This window comes from Paraburkholderia sp. 22098, from assembly GCF_052045935.1.
Classification (GTDB): domain Bacteria; phylum Pseudomonadota; class Gammaproteobacteria; order Burkholderiales; family Burkholderiaceae; genus Paraburkholderia; species Paraburkholderia caledonica.
The window spans coordinates 185,326-201,106 of record NZ_JBQEPV010000001.1 but is presented as its reverse complement, the minus strand read 5'-3'; the positions used below and the strand labels follow the sequence as shown (position 1 = coordinate 201,106).

Annotated in this window: 15 protein-coding genes and 1 pseudogene; 7 read left to right on the top strand and 9 right to left on the bottom strand. The window is 60.1% G+C overall.

Annotation, left to right across the window (positions count from 1 at the left end):
• Positions 1-465 precede the first annotated feature (465 nt).
• Entirely contained in the window at positions 466-2,718 is a 2,253-nt protein-coding gene (locus tag ACTJLB_RS00945) for a two-partner secretion domain-containing protein (RefSeq protein WP_440782177.1), read from the bottom strand.
• A 362-nt stretch (positions 2,719-3,080) separates the two neighbouring features.
• Between ACTJLB_RS00945 and ACTJLB_RS00940 the strand changes: the two genes are divergently transcribed.
• Both ACTJLB_RS00940 and ACTJLB_RS00935 read left to right on the top strand, forming a co-directional pair.
• A complete protein-coding gene (locus ACTJLB_RS00940; RefSeq protein ID WP_440782176.1) occupies positions 3,081-3,236 on the top strand; it encodes a hypothetical protein in 156 nt (51 codons plus the stop codon).
• A 24-nt stretch (positions 3,237-3,260) separates the two neighbouring features.
• A pseudogene (locus ACTJLB_RS00935) lies at positions 3,261-3,500 on the top strand (Rid family hydrolase); the annotation flags it as partial.
• 929 nt (positions 3,501-4,429) lie between these two features.
• On the opposite strand, the gene ACTJLB_RS00930 reads toward ACTJLB_RS00935, so the two are convergent.
• Entirely contained in the window at positions 4,430-6,826 is a 2,397-nt protein-coding gene (locus ACTJLB_RS00930; RefSeq protein WP_440782174.1) for a PAS domain S-box protein, read from the bottom strand.
• Positions 6,827-7,001: 175 nt separating this feature from the next.
• On the opposite strand from ACTJLB_RS00930, the gene ACTJLB_RS00925 reads away from it, so the two are divergent.
• A complete protein-coding gene (locus ACTJLB_RS00925) occupies positions 7,002-7,160 on the top strand; it encodes a hypothetical protein (RefSeq protein ID WP_440782172.1) in 159 nt (52 codons plus the stop codon).
• 76 nt (positions 7,161-7,236) lie between these two features.
• Positions 7,237-7,497: a hypothetical protein gene (locus ACTJLB_RS00920; RefSeq protein ID WP_440782170.1), complete on the top strand. Its 261-nt coding sequence runs from the start codon at positions 7,237-7,239 to the stop codon at positions 7,495-7,497.
• 409 nt (positions 7,498-7,906) lie between these two features.
• On the opposite strand, the gene ACTJLB_RS00915 is transcribed toward ACTJLB_RS00920, so the two are convergent.
• The 3 genes from ACTJLB_RS00915 to ACTJLB_RS00905 all read right to left on the bottom strand — a co-directional run bounded on the left by ACTJLB_RS00915 (position 7,907) and on the right by ACTJLB_RS00905 (position 9,930).
• Complete coding sequence (locus tag ACTJLB_RS00915; RefSeq protein WP_440782168.1) at positions 7,907-8,710, bottom strand: transglutaminase-like domain-containing protein; 804 nt, start codon at positions 8,708-8,710, stop codon at positions 7,907-7,909.
• A gap of 81 nt (positions 8,711-8,791) precedes the next feature.
• Positions 8,792-9,028 (bottom strand): hypothetical protein, encoded by a 237-nt coding sequence (locus ACTJLB_RS00910; protein WP_440782166.1) that lies wholly within the window; start codon positions 9,026-9,028, stop codon positions 8,792-8,794.
• Positions 9,029-9,474: 446 nt separating this feature from the next.
• Positions 9,475-9,930, bottom strand: coding sequence for a DUF2934 domain-containing protein (locus tag ACTJLB_RS00905; protein ID WP_440782164.1), 456 nt, complete (start codon positions 9,928-9,930; stop codon positions 9,475-9,477).
• Positions 9,931-10,330: 400 nt separating this feature from the next.
• On the opposite strand from ACTJLB_RS00905, the gene ACTJLB_RS00900 reads away from it, so the two are divergent.
• Entirely contained in the window at positions 10,331-10,648 is a 318-nt protein-coding gene (locus ACTJLB_RS00900) for a hypothetical protein (protein ID WP_440782162.1), read from the top strand.
• A 390-nt stretch (positions 10,649-11,038) separates the two neighbouring features.
• Here the strand turns inward: ACTJLB_RS00900 and ACTJLB_RS00895 are convergent, their stop codons facing one another.
• Together ACTJLB_RS00895 and ACTJLB_RS00890 are read right to left on the bottom strand one after the other, a co-directional pair.
• Entirely contained in the window at positions 11,039-11,245 is a 207-nt protein-coding gene (locus ACTJLB_RS00895; protein ID WP_440782160.1) for a hypothetical protein, read from the bottom strand.
• 110 nt (positions 11,246-11,355) lie between these two features.
• A complete protein-coding gene (locus ACTJLB_RS00890) occupies positions 11,356-11,769 on the bottom strand; it encodes a type II toxin-antitoxin system HicB family antitoxin (protein ID WP_440782158.1) in 414 nt (137 codons plus the stop codon).
• A 770-nt stretch (positions 11,770-12,539) separates the two neighbouring features.
• Here ACTJLB_RS00890 and ACTJLB_RS00885 point away from each other — a divergent pair.
• Together ACTJLB_RS00885 and ACTJLB_RS00880 are read left to right on the top strand one after the other, a co-directional pair.
• Complete coding sequence (locus ACTJLB_RS00885) at positions 12,540-13,676, top strand: sensor histidine kinase (RefSeq protein WP_440782156.1); 1,137 nt, start codon at positions 12,540-12,542, stop codon at positions 13,674-13,676.
• Positions 13,677-13,746: 70 nt separating this feature from the next.
• Positions 13,747-14,091 carry a hypothetical protein gene (locus ACTJLB_RS00880; RefSeq protein ID WP_440782155.1) on the top strand — a complete coding sequence of 115 codons (345 nt, stop codon included), beginning with the start codon at positions 13,747-13,749 and terminating at the stop codon, positions 14,089-14,091.
• A 210-nt stretch (positions 14,092-14,301) separates the two neighbouring features.
• On the opposite strand, the gene ACTJLB_RS00875 is transcribed toward ACTJLB_RS00880, so the two are convergent.
• On the bottom strand, positions 14,302-14,508 hold the full coding sequence (locus ACTJLB_RS00875; protein ID WP_440782153.1) for a hypothetical protein: 207 nt from the start codon (positions 14,506-14,508) through the stop codon (positions 14,302-14,304).
• A 421-nt stretch (positions 14,509-14,929) separates the two neighbouring features.
• Positions 14,930-15,118 (bottom strand): hypothetical protein, encoded by a 189-nt coding sequence (locus ACTJLB_RS00870; protein ID WP_440782151.1) that lies wholly within the window; start codon positions 15,116-15,118, stop codon positions 14,930-14,932.
• Positions 15,119-15,781 lie beyond the last annotated feature (663 nt).

Sequence of the window (15,781 nt, the reverse complement as noted above, 5' to 3'; positions counted from 1 at the left end):
CTCATTGTGATGCAAGTATTTGACGTTCCGATTCCGTTCGATACGCCTCGGATGTTTTCGCTATTTATCCTGGCCGGGGGCGTGCTCGTGCTCACGGACGCCTTGCGGACTTGGCTTTTGCGCCTGCCTATCCCGACCCGATACTCCCAACCGGTGGCATATGGCTATCCAGGATGGCGTGGCTTTCTCCAAGCCCAGTTTGCTACAGGATGTTTCCTGTTTTTCTTCGGTGCGCTGCTGCTCCTGCTTTGAGTCGCAAACGTCGCCGAGTCTAATGGCCGCTTTGTAGAAATATCGTTTCCTCTTATGGGTCGCGCGCTGTCGATCGCCACCCCGCGACATTCGCGGTGTATGCAGTTCGCATAAGTCGATGAACGGCCAATCAGAGCCGGTCGCCGTCGGGCTCGGTTGGGTGGGGAAGGGTGGCGTGATTCCGCGTAGTGATCCCACCGCAACGTGTTCGGCTCAATGTTCAACCTGCCAGCGCAGCACCGGATGCGTGGCGCCTGCCGGCATCGCCCACGCGCCATCGTTGCCGAAGCTCCAGCCCACGAAGCTCCTGGGGTCACTCATCTGCGCGGTGGTCAGTCCGTTCGAAGCGGGCAGATTGCCGCCGCTTTCCGCCTGTCCTGTCGTTTCCTTATTCCAGTAGACGTCGCTGCCGAGTCCGGAGCAGTATTCGCAGACTCCGCCAACGGTGACAAGATTGAACGCAGAGACTTTGCCGCTCGCAAAAGACTCCGTGACCGTCCCGTTCCCGTGGTGGATGAGGCCGCCAGACGAGCCGCGCGATTCGTTCGCCGCGACGATGCCGGTAGCGTAAGACTGGGTGATCGTCCCTTCGTTGTCGAACACCAGCCCGCCGCCGCCCGAGTCGGCGTAGACGGTGGCGTTGCTGCCGGAACGCGCGATCATGCCGTAGTTCGTGCCGACGAGTCCGCCGATTGTCGCGCCCGACGCGTTGCTGGACCCCGACACGTAGCCGGAGGTGAACGTATTGACGATCAGGCCGTAGTTGCTCATGGCCAGGATGCCGTCGGGCTTATACGACGGCGCGTAGGTACCCGACACCGCATCGAGGATATTCACGTCGCGCACCACGCCGTTTGCAGCGATGTCGCAGAAGACCGCGTCGGTGTCGGGCTTAATGTGTGACACGCTGTGCCACATGCCGTCGAATTGCCCGCTGAACTGCACCTTGCTCGCGAAGCCGAGCGTCTTGAACGCGTAACCCGTGGCGTCGATGTCGTGGCCCAGCGCGTAGTTGCCGCTCATATCGCTCTCGATGTTCTGCAGGTCCTGCACCGTATTGACCAGCTTGTAGTCTGTGATCTGCGTAACCAGTCCACTGTAGTCGGGTGCCACCCACGCACTGTTCGCGAGCAGGGTGCCGGGCGAATAACTGCCGTTCATGTCGTAAAGCGCGCTGACCGTGCCGGTGCTCTGCGACCAGTCGATGGTGCCGTTGTTCGTGATGCTGCCGCCGTTGTTCACGCTCGCTGCGTCCGCGCGCAGTGTCAGCGCGCCGCTGCCCTGGTTGCTCAACGTGACGCCCGGGCTGACCGTCAGGCTATGCGCTGCGTTCAGCGCGAGCGATGCGCCGCCGGTCCATTGAATGCTTTGGTCCGCGACGAGGTCACCGCTCTGGCCGTTGGCGCCTGTGGTAGTCATCGAAATGGATGTGCCGTCGTTGAGGCTGCGCGTGAAAGAACGCGACGCGCCGTTGTCAAACGTGTACGCGGGCAGCGTGACGTTCCACTGGCCCGCGACTACCTTCGCGAAGTCGCCCCAGAACGTGAAGAGACCCGTGTCCATATCGACCGTGCCGCCTTTGCCGTCGGCGTTCTTCGCGGCGATGTTGCCTGCGAGAATCACCTGTCCTTTCGGACCCGCGACGAGCCACACGTGACCGTCGCGCACGGCCGTCCCGGTCGCGCGCAGCACGTCGGCGTTGCCGGCCAACGCATAGATGTTGCCGTCGACGGCCTGCAGATTCACCTGTGCCGCTTCAATCGCGCCCGTGTTGACGATCGCGCCACCGCTCGCGGTCTGCACGAACATCTGCTGCGAGCTGGACGAGTCCTGCAACAGCACCTTGTTACCCACCGCGATCTCGGCGGTGCCGTTCGGCGCGCTGATGTTGCCGTAGTTGTCGACTTCGCTCGCGGCGATCAGCAGCACGTCGCTGTTCGTCGAGCCGATGTTGCCGAGATTCACCACGCGTTGCGTCGACTGGCCGGAAAACGTCAGCGGGCCGCCGGCCATGAACGACGCGTTGTCGGTGTCGAGTGTGGAGGCAACGAAGCGACCGCCCGTCGTGACCACGCCTTGCGGTCCGACCACTATGCCTTGCGGATTGATCAGGTAGATGCTGCCGGTTGCGTTCAGCTTGCCGAGGATCATCGACGGCGTGCCGCCTGTCACGCGATTGAGCGTCGCGCCGTTGCCGTTGTCGATGTTGACGGTGTTGTTCTGGCCAACCGAAAAGCGGTTCCACTCGATCACTCCGCGCGTTGAGCCCGGCTGGGTGACAGTGAGCGTATCGCCGGACGTTGCAATGGAGCCGCTGCGGCTCACATAGGCGCCGCCTTGCGGCAGGATGCCAGCCGCGACCACCGGCGCGGCGCACGAAAGACCGAGAAGGGAGACGATGACGGAGACAGCAGGTAGCCTGCGCGCACAGTGGGGCGCACGCATTGACAATGTATTGGGCGACATCGCTTCCTTTCCTATAAAAGGATTGGCATGCCACTCGGCCCGGCGGTCTGTTCAAGGTGTGGCCTCAGAAGCATACTCATAAGTGGACCACTTAACTAACAACAAACTCTCAGCATTCCGCGACGGCATACACTGCTTTTGCGCCGTCGCAAAGTGCGTCCCGGCTCGGTGAGGGTGAGCAATGTGCAGTGCATGGCAGCGTAGCCGACAGCCCGTCCTAACGTCTTGCGCTGGTCGGCCAATCCGGGACGTTCAGTCGGACGCGGCGAATGGCCGCTTCAGTGAGTATCTGAGGCGGTCAAGCGTGTATTTGCGTCGCCGTGAAATTCAGTCGCCTTTCACAATCAGGATGGAAACCTTGTATGACCGACAAAGAGATCATCGTTCCGCATGGAATGGAACAGATTGTTGAACGAGCGGGCTATGCGCTGGCCGTCAAAGTGGGAACAGCTGTGTTTTGTGCTGGGCAAGTAGGCCACACACCTGAATTTGACGTTATCCGCGATCCTGAGGCGTAGTTTCTCGCGTGCTGGGAGAATCTCAAGGCACTTCTATATGCAGCGGGCTGTACGTTCGACGACGTTGTCGATATGACGACATTTCACTTGGAAATGAGCACGCACATGTCTGTGTTCCGCGAGGTTAAGAATCGGGTCTTTCCCCTTGGCAAATGTGCATGGACTGCCATTGGGGTATCGGAGCTCGCACATCCAGGCCTGCTGGCAGAAATCAATTGCGTCGCGATACAACGAAGCTGCCTAAGGCGAGACCGTCCGTTGTAGGTTCGGGTGCCGCCGTCCGCCGCCACTCATCGACCGTCCCAGTTGGGTTGAGTGGGGAAGTTATCCGTCCAAGGCGATGCGTTGCTGTGCGCTTCCGATGGACTTCCGGGCTCGGCCGAGAGGGAGGGAACATCGGTAATGATCCGCAGGCTCAACGCAATAAGCGGCATCGCTGACTAAAGCCGATGGTGCGCCTGCCCTGTGCTCTTGGACTTGTGTCAAACCGCCATCGGCGGTTAGTTCGATGCCCGAGCCATAGCTGGTATCGTCGGATGCACGCAACAAAGCCGGTTTGGCGATTTCGTCCGGGCGAACAGCAGCCTGCCCGAGACCGCATACTGTGTCCACCGTAGCGGGGGCCGTCAGGGCTTTGATCAGGGTAACCCAGGTTGAGAACACCGGAAGACGGCAGGCCCACTTGCCCCGGATCTTTGACGTATGGCCAGACCGGAGCGGCGGCAGTCGCGAGTACGGCGACAGCTGCGGCTATAACCTTGTGTCGGGGCGTGGACCGCTGCTGAAAAAGGCGTCATGTGCATTGGAGAAAGAGTCGCAAGTACGGCGGGCGCCACTAAGACGCCTGCCGGGGCCTCGGTTCTGGCGGCGGCATGCGGGATCTCATGAGCCCCGGACGCTTTTGCGTTTAGTCCCACAGCGGTGTTTGTCATCGTTGCAGCAAGCGTTGCCCAATTGACACACATCACGCACTCGAGAAGCGTCCCTGACACTCGAGGCGAGATTTGAATTGCACGGCTGTTCGGGCTGTTTTGGTGCCGTCGCCTCGCCTCGATTTGGCCGTGAGCCATGTGTCTTTCGCTGCCGTCGTTACCACGACTGACGAAGAGGCTTCTACCACTCGTTTGGTGTGGCCTGGATGTGAGGCGCCAACGGGACCGGGTGCATTTACTTGTCGCGCCGGTCGTAGCAGTTTAGCCGCCACCGGTACGATGGCCGGCCTGCTGCCCGTCAGCGGGCTGCAGCGCAGCGCGCAGTTGTTCAAGCGTAAAGGGCTTACGCAGCGCCGACCATTCGAAGCCGTGCGCCTCGTCCTGCGGGACAGCGTTTCCCGAAGCAAAAATAATCGTGAGCCGCGGGCGGATGGCAGACGCGCACCGGGCCAGTTCGGTGCCCGACATGTCGGGCATGACGACGTCAGTAAACAGGACGTCAAAGTCATTCCCGTCAAGGATGTTCAGCGCCTGCGCCGCGCTTGCTGCGGGTTGCGGACGCATCCCGATCAGCATCAGTAGTTCGCACGTCGCGTCGAGCGACGCGACGTCGTCATCGACGACCAGGATGCGCAGGCCGTTCCCGCTTTGGGCTGACGCTTGCGCGTCGCCAGGACGGGCGTCGCCCGGACCGCTTCCGTCCGCTTTGGCATCGCTGTTGCCGAGCACCTGCCGCACCTTGGACGCGAGCTGCTGGCGGCTGTATGGCTTGCTCAGCAGCTCCACGCCCGGGTCCAGTCGCCCACCGTGCACGATCGCGTTCTGCGTGTAGCCCGATGTAAAAAGGACCTTCAGCCCCGGCAAAATCTGCACGGCCCTTCGAGCCATTTCCGGACTGCGCAGCACGCCGGGCATCACCACGTCTGTGAACAGAAGATCGATGTGCACGCCGCTCGACACGATGGTCAGCGCCTGTTCGGCGTTATTGGCCTTGAGTACCGCGTAGCCGAGGCCGGAGAGTAGTTCGACGACGGTCGACTGCACCTTCAGATCGTCCTCAACGACGAGAATCGTCTCGCTGCCGCGCTTCAGCCGGCCAGGCGCGGCAGGCCGGGTGTCAACCGCCGCCCCGGTGGACCGGGGCAGATAGATCCGGACGGTTGTTCCCTCGCCGATCTCGCTGTACAGGCGGATGTGGCCGCCGCTCTGCTTGACGAAGCCGTAGGCCATGCTCAGACCCAGCCCGGTGCCCTGACCCTCCGGCTTGGTGGTGAAGAACGGGTCGAATGCACGCTCCATCACTTCCGGGCTCATGCCGGCTCCGGTGTCCGTCACGGCCAGCATCACATACTGCCCAGCCGCGACGTCGGGGAATGCCAGCACATATTCGTCGTCGAGCGTGGCATTCGATAGCTCAAGAGTGAGCTTGCCGCCGTCGGGCATGGCGTCGCGCGCATTGATCGCCAGATTCAGGATGACGTTTTCCAGGTGATGCGGATCGACGGTGGTGTTCCATAGCCCACCGGCAACGACCGACTCGATCTCGATCGTCTCGCCCAGCGCCCGCCGGAGAAGATCGTCAAGTGCGCGAAGCTGACGCGCGGGATTGATGACAACCGGAGCCAGAGGCTGCTGGCGACCGAACGCAAGCAGCTGGGATGCGAGCTTGGCACCGCGATCGACCGCGTCGATTGCGTTGCCGAGCCGCTCGGCGCTCCAGTCGTCGCGACCATGCCGGCTTTCAAGCAGTTCCAGGTTGCCTCGCAGTACCTGAAGGACATTGTTGAAGTCGTGCGCCACCCCGCCCGTCAGTTTCCCGAGCGCTTCCATCTTCTGCGCCTGGAACAATGCGCTCTGCGTTTGCTCAAGAAGCTCGCCCGCGCGCCGTCGCTCAGTGATGTCCCGCGTGATTTTTGCGAACCCGACGAGCTCGCCGTCCTCGTAGATGGCATCGATGACCACGTGCGCGAAGAAATGGCTGCCGTCGCGCCGCACCCGCCAGCCCTCGGCCTCGAACCGGCCCTCCCGCCTCGCTGTCTCGAGCCCCCTGAAAGGGACACCAGCGCCCACGTCCTCGGGGGTGTAAAAGCGCGAAAAGTGCGAGCCGATGATCTCGCCCTCGGTATACCCCTTGATGCGCCGCGCTCCCGCGTTCCAGCTCGTGATATGCCCGTCAGGCGAGAGCATGAAGATGGCGTAGTCGGTGACGCCCTGAACCAGCAGGCGGAAGTTCCGTTCGCTTTTAAGCACGGCGTCGTGAACCGCCCTCTTGTCACTGACGTCGCGAATCACCTTGCCGAAGCCAATCAGCTGGCCCTCGCTGTCGCGTAGCGCCGTCATCACGACGTTGGCCCAAAACGTCGTTCCGTCCTTGCGCAGCCGCCACCCCTCCGTCTCATAGCGTCCTGTGTTCGTCGCCGCCCGGAGCGCCGTCTCGGGCGCACCCCCGGCCCGGTCGGCCTCGATAAACAGGACAGAATATGGCTGCCCTATAATTTCCTCGGACCGGTAACCCTGGATGCGTTCGCCGCCGGGGTTCCACGTCAGGACAATGCCATCGGGCGAGAGCGCGAAGATGGAGTAGTCGTCGGTGGATTCAGCCCATAGCTGGAGCCAGGCGGAGCTGAATCCTGCCGGTCGCGAGTCAATGTCCTTCATGTGTCTGTGATCATGTTGGTCCTTCCTAACGCGCGTCGTACGAAAAAGAGAAGATGGCAGCAAGAATTGCACCTACGTGGTGCGCATAGTGAAGGTCGCGTTCAACGGCCTGTGTCTCATCCGGTCGGAAGAGTTCACGCGTTGGACCGCCGTCGGGACTATACCCTCATGAGCCATGCGACTGCCGCTGTTTACCCCGGCCAACATCGAAGCGATTCTCGCTGAATGGGATCTTTTGCCGCCGCATTGCTGCCTGCCGCGCACGGAATGTCTAACCCTTGAGTTGCGGGACCATGCCAAGCAGATCCTCGAGGCGATCGCCACTGGAACTTGACCGCAAGCGACGGGTAGAACGACGAGGAGCAGCCGGTCGAGATAGACCTTAAGTTTTATGCCTGAACGCGAACGGAATGGAAAAGCCATCAATCGACTCCACCGTTATGCTGCGCCAGGCGTATCTGGTCATGTTTGAGTATCTTGAACGGGAGCAGGAGCGTCTCGATGGGCCCGAAGCACCAGGCGCGTTTCTCAGTAACTTTGCGCTGTCGGGCGAACGGAATGGACAGAGATCACCGATAGATGCCGCAGTTTTTCCAGCGTGGGTTGCGGATGCCGCATGCAGCTCTATAGGGTGGGAAGAGGCAACGATTCGTTGTCCCATCGTGCTGTGACCGAGGTTGTCAAGCATTCTTTGAACCGCCATCTTCGACAGCGACGAAGCACCCGTCGCTCCCGGAATGATCTCGGCAATCAGCTTCTCAAGATTGACGCCCTCGGCGGCGACCCCGTCGAGAGAGCCAATCTTGTGTTTGAGCTTTGGTTCCAAGACTGCGCCGTTCGCATGGCAGGCACATCTCACCAGTTCGTCGTTGCGTGCCTTTCGTCATACTCGCGTCGGCCGTCACGTTTCTTGCCAATCACCAGACGGCTCTTGAGGCCTTTCTTCCCTCTCCCACAGACGAGTTACTCCGTCGCTCTTGCCGGGTCATCCGGCCAAGTGGGGTGCGCCGATGTGGGCGAGATCCACCGCGTGTTGAGAGCTTCGTATAAATGCACCTGACAGTCAATGTAATCCAGCGCTCACTCCTGATCGCATTGCACCTCGAAGTGCGTCAGCACGGCGGGCCCGAAAGCATTACTGATCGCGACGTCGGCGGCGTCGCGGCCGTATGCCATCAACACGCGCCCGATTCGCGGTGCGTTGTTTCGCGGGTCGAAGATCTGCCAGCTGTCACCCACGTAGGCTTCGAACCATCCGGCGAAATCCATCGGTGCAGTAACGGGCGGCAAGCCCACGTCGCTGATATAGCCGGTGCAGTAACGCGCCGGAATATTCATCGCACGGCATAGGGTGACGCCCAGATGCGCGAAATCACGACATACGCCCTTACGTTCGCGATAGACGTCCGACGCGGTTTTCGTTGGCCGCGCTTCCCCGTAGTCGAATTCAATGTGTTGATGCACGAAATCGCAGATGGCGAGCACAGTGGGCAGTCCCGGCGCGCATTGGCCGAAAAGCCGCCATGCGGTCTCGACAAGCAGGTCAGTTTCGCAATAGCGGCTGCCCAGCAGGAAAACCAGAGTGTCGTCGGGCAACTGCTCCACCGGGCGTCCCCACCCGCCGCCGGAGCGGGTTTCCATCGCGCTCGAAACACTCAGCAGCGCCGTCGTACGCAGTCCCAGACGCCCGACGGGCGCGACGATCCTGCTGCACAGATTGCCGAACAGATCACGGTACTGGCTAATCGGCACCGGGGGATCGGTGACAAGCAGATCCGCAACGATAATGTCCTTCGCGTGCGAGAAATGCGTGTTTAACATCAGCATCATCGGCGTGGGCTGGGAGCACTCGTACGACAGTTCGTATCCGACGCGAAGCTTCATGATTCCTCCTGAGTTCACCCAATCCGGGGAGCGCCAATGCGATACGTCGAAATGCACCTACCCGAGAAAACGCGGATTCCCTCAATCGACTGGCCCCAGCAATAAGTCGATCGCGGCCTGGCCGGCTATTTCTGCCACCAAGTACGCCCAGCGCTCAGTGAAGGGACCGTTGCGCAGCGCAATGCGCCCTCCCCGTGCGCCGAGCACTTCAAGGTTGGTGCCGCCTTTTATCTGGAAAGACACGTTAAACGTGTCCTCCGCGGCCGGCGTCAATTCGACATAAATCTCAAAGCCACGGTAGTCGATCGTTCGGTGCATGAAAACCTCCAGCCATCCGCGTCTTTTTTTCGACGGGCTGGTTGCTTCGTTTTTATCTGTCGGACAGGCGTTACGCTATCCGCGTCGCGTTCTTCCGTCTGTTTCTTGAGTCACTGTCTTGTGTGCGGCCCGTTGAAACGGCGCGGCAGCTACGCTCCACGAAGACGGCCACGCTGAAAGGGAGGTCTGTGAAAAGATCTCCGTTATGGTTGTCGGGCCGGGACGACGCCCGCAGTGCCGCGATTGTCCTGCTGTGGCTGCCACCATTGATGGCCTGTCCCTCGCCGGCCTTTTCAGACTCGTCCCGCGGAGCGTTTTCTCTGGCCGGCGCGGCTTGTGGTGCCATGCGATCGATCCCCGCTACTAGCACACAAGTCGGATTTCCGCAGTCGTCAGCGCCTGCCTTTCGAATTCCACTGCGCGCTGAACCAATTGACATCTTGCGATTACAGCGCCTCGAAGTGGCGCACCCGGTTCCAGTATTCGTCAGCGCGTCCGTCAGGACGCCCTTCCTGTTCCCAGAGCACATGCGCCCGCTCGCGCAGATGCTGTTCCAGTGCGCGCTGCCAGTATTCATTAGCGCGGCCTGCAGGGCATCCGTCCTGCTCCCATAGAAAGTACGCACGCTCGCGAACCGTCTGCTCGAGCGCTGCTTTTGTTTCCGAACTGCCTGCCACGTCGTCGCCATACGGCGCCATCTGCCCGCCTCGGCTCACGTGCTTCCTCGCGGACAGGCTGCCAAGTTCTGCGTCGGAAACGAGCCGGCCGTGGGCGGCCGCCTCGAGCGCTTTTGCTTCGTACGCCGCGTCGTTCACCTCATCACCGGATTGCTCCAGTGTGATGGGATAGGTATGGATGACGACGCCGCTGCCATCCAGTACGTCGATCAATCGCTCGGCCATGATTCGTTCTCCCTTCCATTCGCCGGACCTTCGCCGCCGCTCCTTCAAAAGAAGCGGTCTGAACGTCACCGTTGCGCAGGTCGGAAATGCAACAGCCTGCAACCACGTTACCACTAATCTGAGCAGCGCGGGACCTGATAGCTCGCGGCACGCGCCGGGGCGGCGTCCCCTGTTTCGGGAAACCACGTGACGCCGGCCCGGAACGAAGGGCCCGAACAGATATGACGACGCTGGCATGAGTTGAACAATGCCGGTAACGGAGTATCGGTTCTGCTCACCGCCTGCTTCTGGCGCGCCAAAGTCCGGCGGAGTTTGGCAACCATGAAACATGTAACGGGCTAATAGTTGATGATTCTCGCGGACAGCAGACTACACTTAAGAAAAGCTTCGGGAGCATCACATGATCGACTCTACCCCGCAGAGTACCTTCAAAGGCCTTCCGCTCACGCGCGAGCAGGACGCAGAAGTCAGGCATTACATAAAAAGGAAGAAGCAGCGCGGCGAGCCGTGGGACACCCCCGAACTGCAAGCCATACTTGAAGACATGCTGGCCCCTCTGGATGACGACGAAGCAGAAGCCGGCGCCGCTTTCGAAGAAGCGAGATCAGCCGCGGAGCGCGCGACGGCGTCTGTTGACGAGACAATGGAGCCCATCGAGGCAGGCGAGGAACGCAATGCCGCCATGGAAGCCGAGGGAATGAAGCGGCCGAGGCAATGATTCGCAACCGCGCCCGCAACGTCGTTCGTTCAGCCGCGGGGTTAAACGTGCATAGACCTGTTTGATACGCGCAATTTTCTCGAATCGACAGATACCTGCGTAGCAAAGAGCCTCGCGCCGTACTCTGTGAGAGTCAGATATAAAAGGAGATCACCATGAGCAAAGCCCACGACGCAAAAAAGGCGGAGAAGAAAGTCGCAACGAAAACGCCGAAGGAAAAGAAAGACGCGAAAAAGTTGAAAAAAGAGGCTTCAAAGCGCCAGTGATTCGCAACGGCAAGAACGCCGCTGCTTTTAGTGTTAGCCCCAGCGGCGCATTTGCCATCGGCAGGTCATGTTGTTCTGCTGCCGTTGCTGCAACAACGCTGAGTCTCCTGTCTGCCACCCATGGTCAGGGCCGCACAAGGCCGCTTCGAGCACCCAGCCATTTTCTTGCAGAGCGCATCCATTGCCTCGGTGCCCCTCCTACCGTGTTTTCCATCACCGGCGATTTGTTTTCAGGCGCGACTGGCGTGTCGTTCTCCGCGGCTTTCGCCGCAGCCTGTCTCTGTCGTCTGCTATCTGCCAGCTCTTCCGCATCGACCTGGTCATCAATCATGGAGAACTCCTCATATGCTGCAAACCGGCTCATCACCGATTGGTTGGTATCGCCTTCGATGAGCCGACGACGTGCCACTGCGTACTACGGTTCGACTTTGCGGTCAGGGTCTACGAGACCCGCCCTTCGTCCTCGTTTGCGAGTTCGTGGACGGCGGCCTGCGTGAAGAACATGGAGCGCGTCGAGCGACGTACTTTCGCCGCAGCATCGACCCGGTGCAGCAAGCTCTCCGGCAGACTGAACTGAACACTAACGGCTTTCGAGGTGACCCGTGTCAGATTGATCTCGATGAACATCCAGATGCCCTGACCATCGTCCATCTCGAGCGATTGCAATTCCGCCGTACTGCACGTGGGGGCGGGGATGAGCTGCTCGCTGCGGTCGTACATCAGTTCGACGACTTCCTGTGCGTTGCGTTTCAGTTCATCAAACGAATGACCGTGGGCAACAGCGCGGGGAAGATCGGGGAAGCTGGCACGAAAAACGGTATCGTCGTCCCGGTTCACATAAAACGGATATTGCATGACTTGCTCCACTCAGTTAAGTGGCGACTCCCAGGCGGTTTTCATAATTCGGTTTCCTGAGTATTTCGCCGACAATGTCTTTGGCCAATCGCCTCGCACGCTCAATGGCTTCGTTCACGGTGGCGAGACTTGACGCGGCGGACACCGGCGCATCGCACCATTCGAAATGGCTGGACGAATGGCAATCCGTACAAACTGCTCCGGCCCTCTGGCGTACGGATCGCGATGCGGAATAGCGGGTGAGAGTAGGCACGCGGTTCGCGCACTCTGTACTCGGCGTGGCGTGTCACGACGGGACGTTCCCCCGGCGGTGCCCGTCGACATGAGCCGAAGCCTGTCCGACGCGAGATGCGCGGCCGCTTGCGGCTGCATCCATTCACCATGCGCTCAATGCAGCCGGAAAGCAAACTAAATCGCGGCGTTGCGAGGGAACGTGCTCGGCCAGGGTGCCCGTCGAAATCGCCGTGTGCAGTAAAGGTTGCCATTGGAAACGGCTTACAGGGTCAGCCAGCGCTTAGCCGCGAGCCAATGGGATCAAGGTATTTCTTTTGCCTATGGATGGCGTAGGATGAAAGCGCCGTACCGTAACGCCGCTCTTCTAACCTGATTTCCTCGGACAGAAAGAGCGGTATCCACCGGCCGGCAGGCGTCACCGTTTCATTCAGGTGTCGTACGGGCACCTCCGGCAAAGAGCGCTGCGATTTCCGGTCCGTGCACGCCACGCCAGGTCCCTGGTTCGACAACCGGCATGCACCCGTGCAGGAGGCACCATGCTTCACACGTTTCTAGCAAATAACCGCGATGAACTTATTTCGCGATGCAGGACCAAGGTGGCACAGCGGCCCACGCGCGGCGCATCCGTTCTACAACTCGAAAACGGCGTTCCTCTGTTTCTCGAACAACTCATCGATACGCTGCGCATCGAGCAAACGAATCGCCCGGCAGACAGCGTGACCGTCTCCGGCGCTGCGGGAGGTAATGTAGGACGGTCGGAGATTGGGGAGTCGGCAGCCCAGCATGGCCACGAGTTACTGCGGTTGGGGTATTCGGTCGACCAGGTCGTCCACGACTACGGAGACCTATGTCAGGCCATTACCGACCTGGCACATGAACGCGATGCGCCGTTTTCCATCGACGAGTTCCGCACGTTGAACCGCTGCCTGGATAACGCCATCGCCGATGCCGTCACGGAGTTCAGTTATCAGCGAGATTTCCGGGTTGCTTCGGAACACGCGTTGAAGGAAGGCGAGCGCCTGGGGTCCTTCGCCCACGAACTTCGCAACTTCCTGCACACTGCGAAGCTTGCATTCGCGGCTGCGAAAGCGGGTAATTTGCCCCTGTTTGGCGCGACTGGCGCCGTGCTGGAGCGGAGCCTGACGGGTATGGCGAAACTCATCGACCATTCAATAGATGACGCTCGCAATCCCTCCGGCGATGACACAAAATGGACGCTGTTTTCCCTTGCCGAGTTTATCAACGAAACGAAGCAGGCGGCCAACCTGGCCGCGCAACTACGCGGCTGCGGCTTCGTGGTAACGCCAGTCGATCCTCAGCTTGCTGTCAGTGGCAACCGCGATCTCCTCTATTCTGCGCTCGGCAATCTCGTCCAGAACGCCTTCAAATTCACTCATCGACATTCCGACGTCACACTGAACGCCTATGCCGTCGCCGACAGGATTCTCATCGAAGTGAAGGATCATTGCGGCGGGCTGCCACCGGGCAAGGCAGAACAGATGTTCGTTCCGTTCACCCAGTTCGGACCAGACAAATCCGGGCTTGGGCTCGGCCTGTCCATCGCCCGCCGGAGCATCGAACTGAATGATGGCGTTCTGAGCGTCCGCGATGATCCGGGCGTCGGCTGCGCATTCACGATCAGTCTTCCACGGCACGCGCTAATGAAGAAATAACCGAGAACAAGGCAGCGTGCAGGTGAGCTTTGCGCAAAAAACGAATCCCTCGCTGAACAGGTAAGCACTGGTGCTGCGTAGCAGCACCAGCCTTCATCGCGTCGGCCTCGCCGAGTATCCGGGTTACCAGCTCCCTGGCGCGCTTCGATCGCCATACCTTCACACGGCGCCGCAGGGTGCGCAGCTGCGCGCCGGAATTCATCGCGGGCGCCATGGCGACGAGACGCTCATGCAGCTTTTTCGCCGTGATGTCGAGCTCGGTTTCAAGCCATTGCTGTATTGTCAGCCAAGTATGCTCGAACGGATCTTCCCGGCTGCGCCAGGTGTGAGGGACGCGCGGCTTTCGGTGATGCGTTGGCCTTACCTCGCCGTCCTGCCACGCTGTCCCAAGGCTCGCAAGGAAATCCGCGACTAGGTGTTTTTGCCTCCGCCGGCGCCGTGCTGGATTCGCCGCAGTGCGCGACGTGCTGCTGCGCTTCGCGCTTCCGGCTCAAGAGGTCCAGTGGGTTGAGCGTGCGAAACTGCGCACGTTGTCTGCGTTTGGTTGCCTCTGGCACCGACGCCGAACGCAGGGGTAACAAATTACATGAGGCAACGGGCACCGCTCGGTAGCAAAAATCTTAAGTCAATGCGCCGGTTTACCGACCACCATCTTGGCCGGTCGATCGGGATGATTGTCGGTCGTTATCCGGTCATGGTTGTCGCTCCTTGTTGTTGATTGTCGCTGGATGATTGTCGGCGCCTGCTGTTCTGTTTGTCGCTGGCGGTGCGACGACGATAGCTTTCGACATTCATCATCGACCACGGCAACGATTTCATTGAGATTGACCATATATATTCGACCGGATCGCGACCCGTAGACCACTACAGCTTCAGGCTAATGTGACGTCGGTGAACGTGGTATGGGACTTTCGTCCATCAGCAATCTGCTGAAATCTTTGAATACCGCCTCAGACAACTTGAAAGTCGTTAGCTGGCCGAAGGGCGGCTCACTTATCGCGAGCAGACGCACGCCAAGGACCGTTCATGGCAGACGTCTTCGCCGACGTAGTGGACCGAGATCGACGCTATTCGGTCACTTGATCCTGAAATGTGCGCAGTCCACTATCGAGTGAAAATACAACGGTCGTAGGAGCAGTTATACAGGGGTGAGACGCGACGGTAGTGACTGGTTCCGGTGCCACCGTGGCGAAGATCGTCATCGGCGGGAAGTTCGTGCCGTTCGCGGTCCCGACTCAGTGGAAAATATCGAGTCAACGCGCGGTCACGTCGAAAGCGACTATTTCGTATCCAGAGTCGGCGTACTTATGCGCCGCTTCTTCCGCTTCTTCGCGGGAAAGAAAGCGCTTCGCTTCTTTCATCTCCGGCGCGAGGCCAATGTCGCCATCCTCCGCGCTGCAAAGAAATTTTTCGCCGGTTTTCACAACGTAAGCGCGGGTCATTTTCAACCTCCAGGAATTCGGCGAACGGCCATTCAGTCTAGCACTGCGCGGGCGACGGCGAGCGTTGTCGTGGCGGTCGATCTGAAATATGAGGAGCCGAACCCGACCCTCATTGGACTACCGGCACATCAAGGCATCACTTGCTCTTCACGAAGTGCAGCAGACGTTCATCAGGCGACGGTTTGCTGACGGGTCATCGGCCGTTGCCAAGGTCCCAGCGGACATCGCCAGTGGGCAGCGTCAGGGCGCTTTCCTGTCGTCCCCACATGGAATGCCGCGAACGGCAGCCTCCATGCAGTGAACACGTGCTGCCATCGCTGGACGCCCAGTAATTTCTGAACCGAATGTCACCGCATGATCGCGGCGTCGGCCTTTTCGTCCACAGATAAGCCGATGGGTCTGAACCGTTGATCGACGAGGCCTCAGATTGCTTGTGTGACACGTATCGATTGTATAAGGCGCGCCTCGCGATGCCCCAAAGTGACCCGTATCACGGCTGACACGTCGAGTGGCATCGCAGTTTCAGGTGGCGGCATGATCGTTGCGCGGAAAAATTGGGAAAACCCGTTGTTTTGGCCGCGCGAATCGGCGCAGACGAAATCATCGAACACTCACGTTGCGGCAGGGCGGGCGATCTTCTCCTGAAGTGGATCGTCTTCGGCC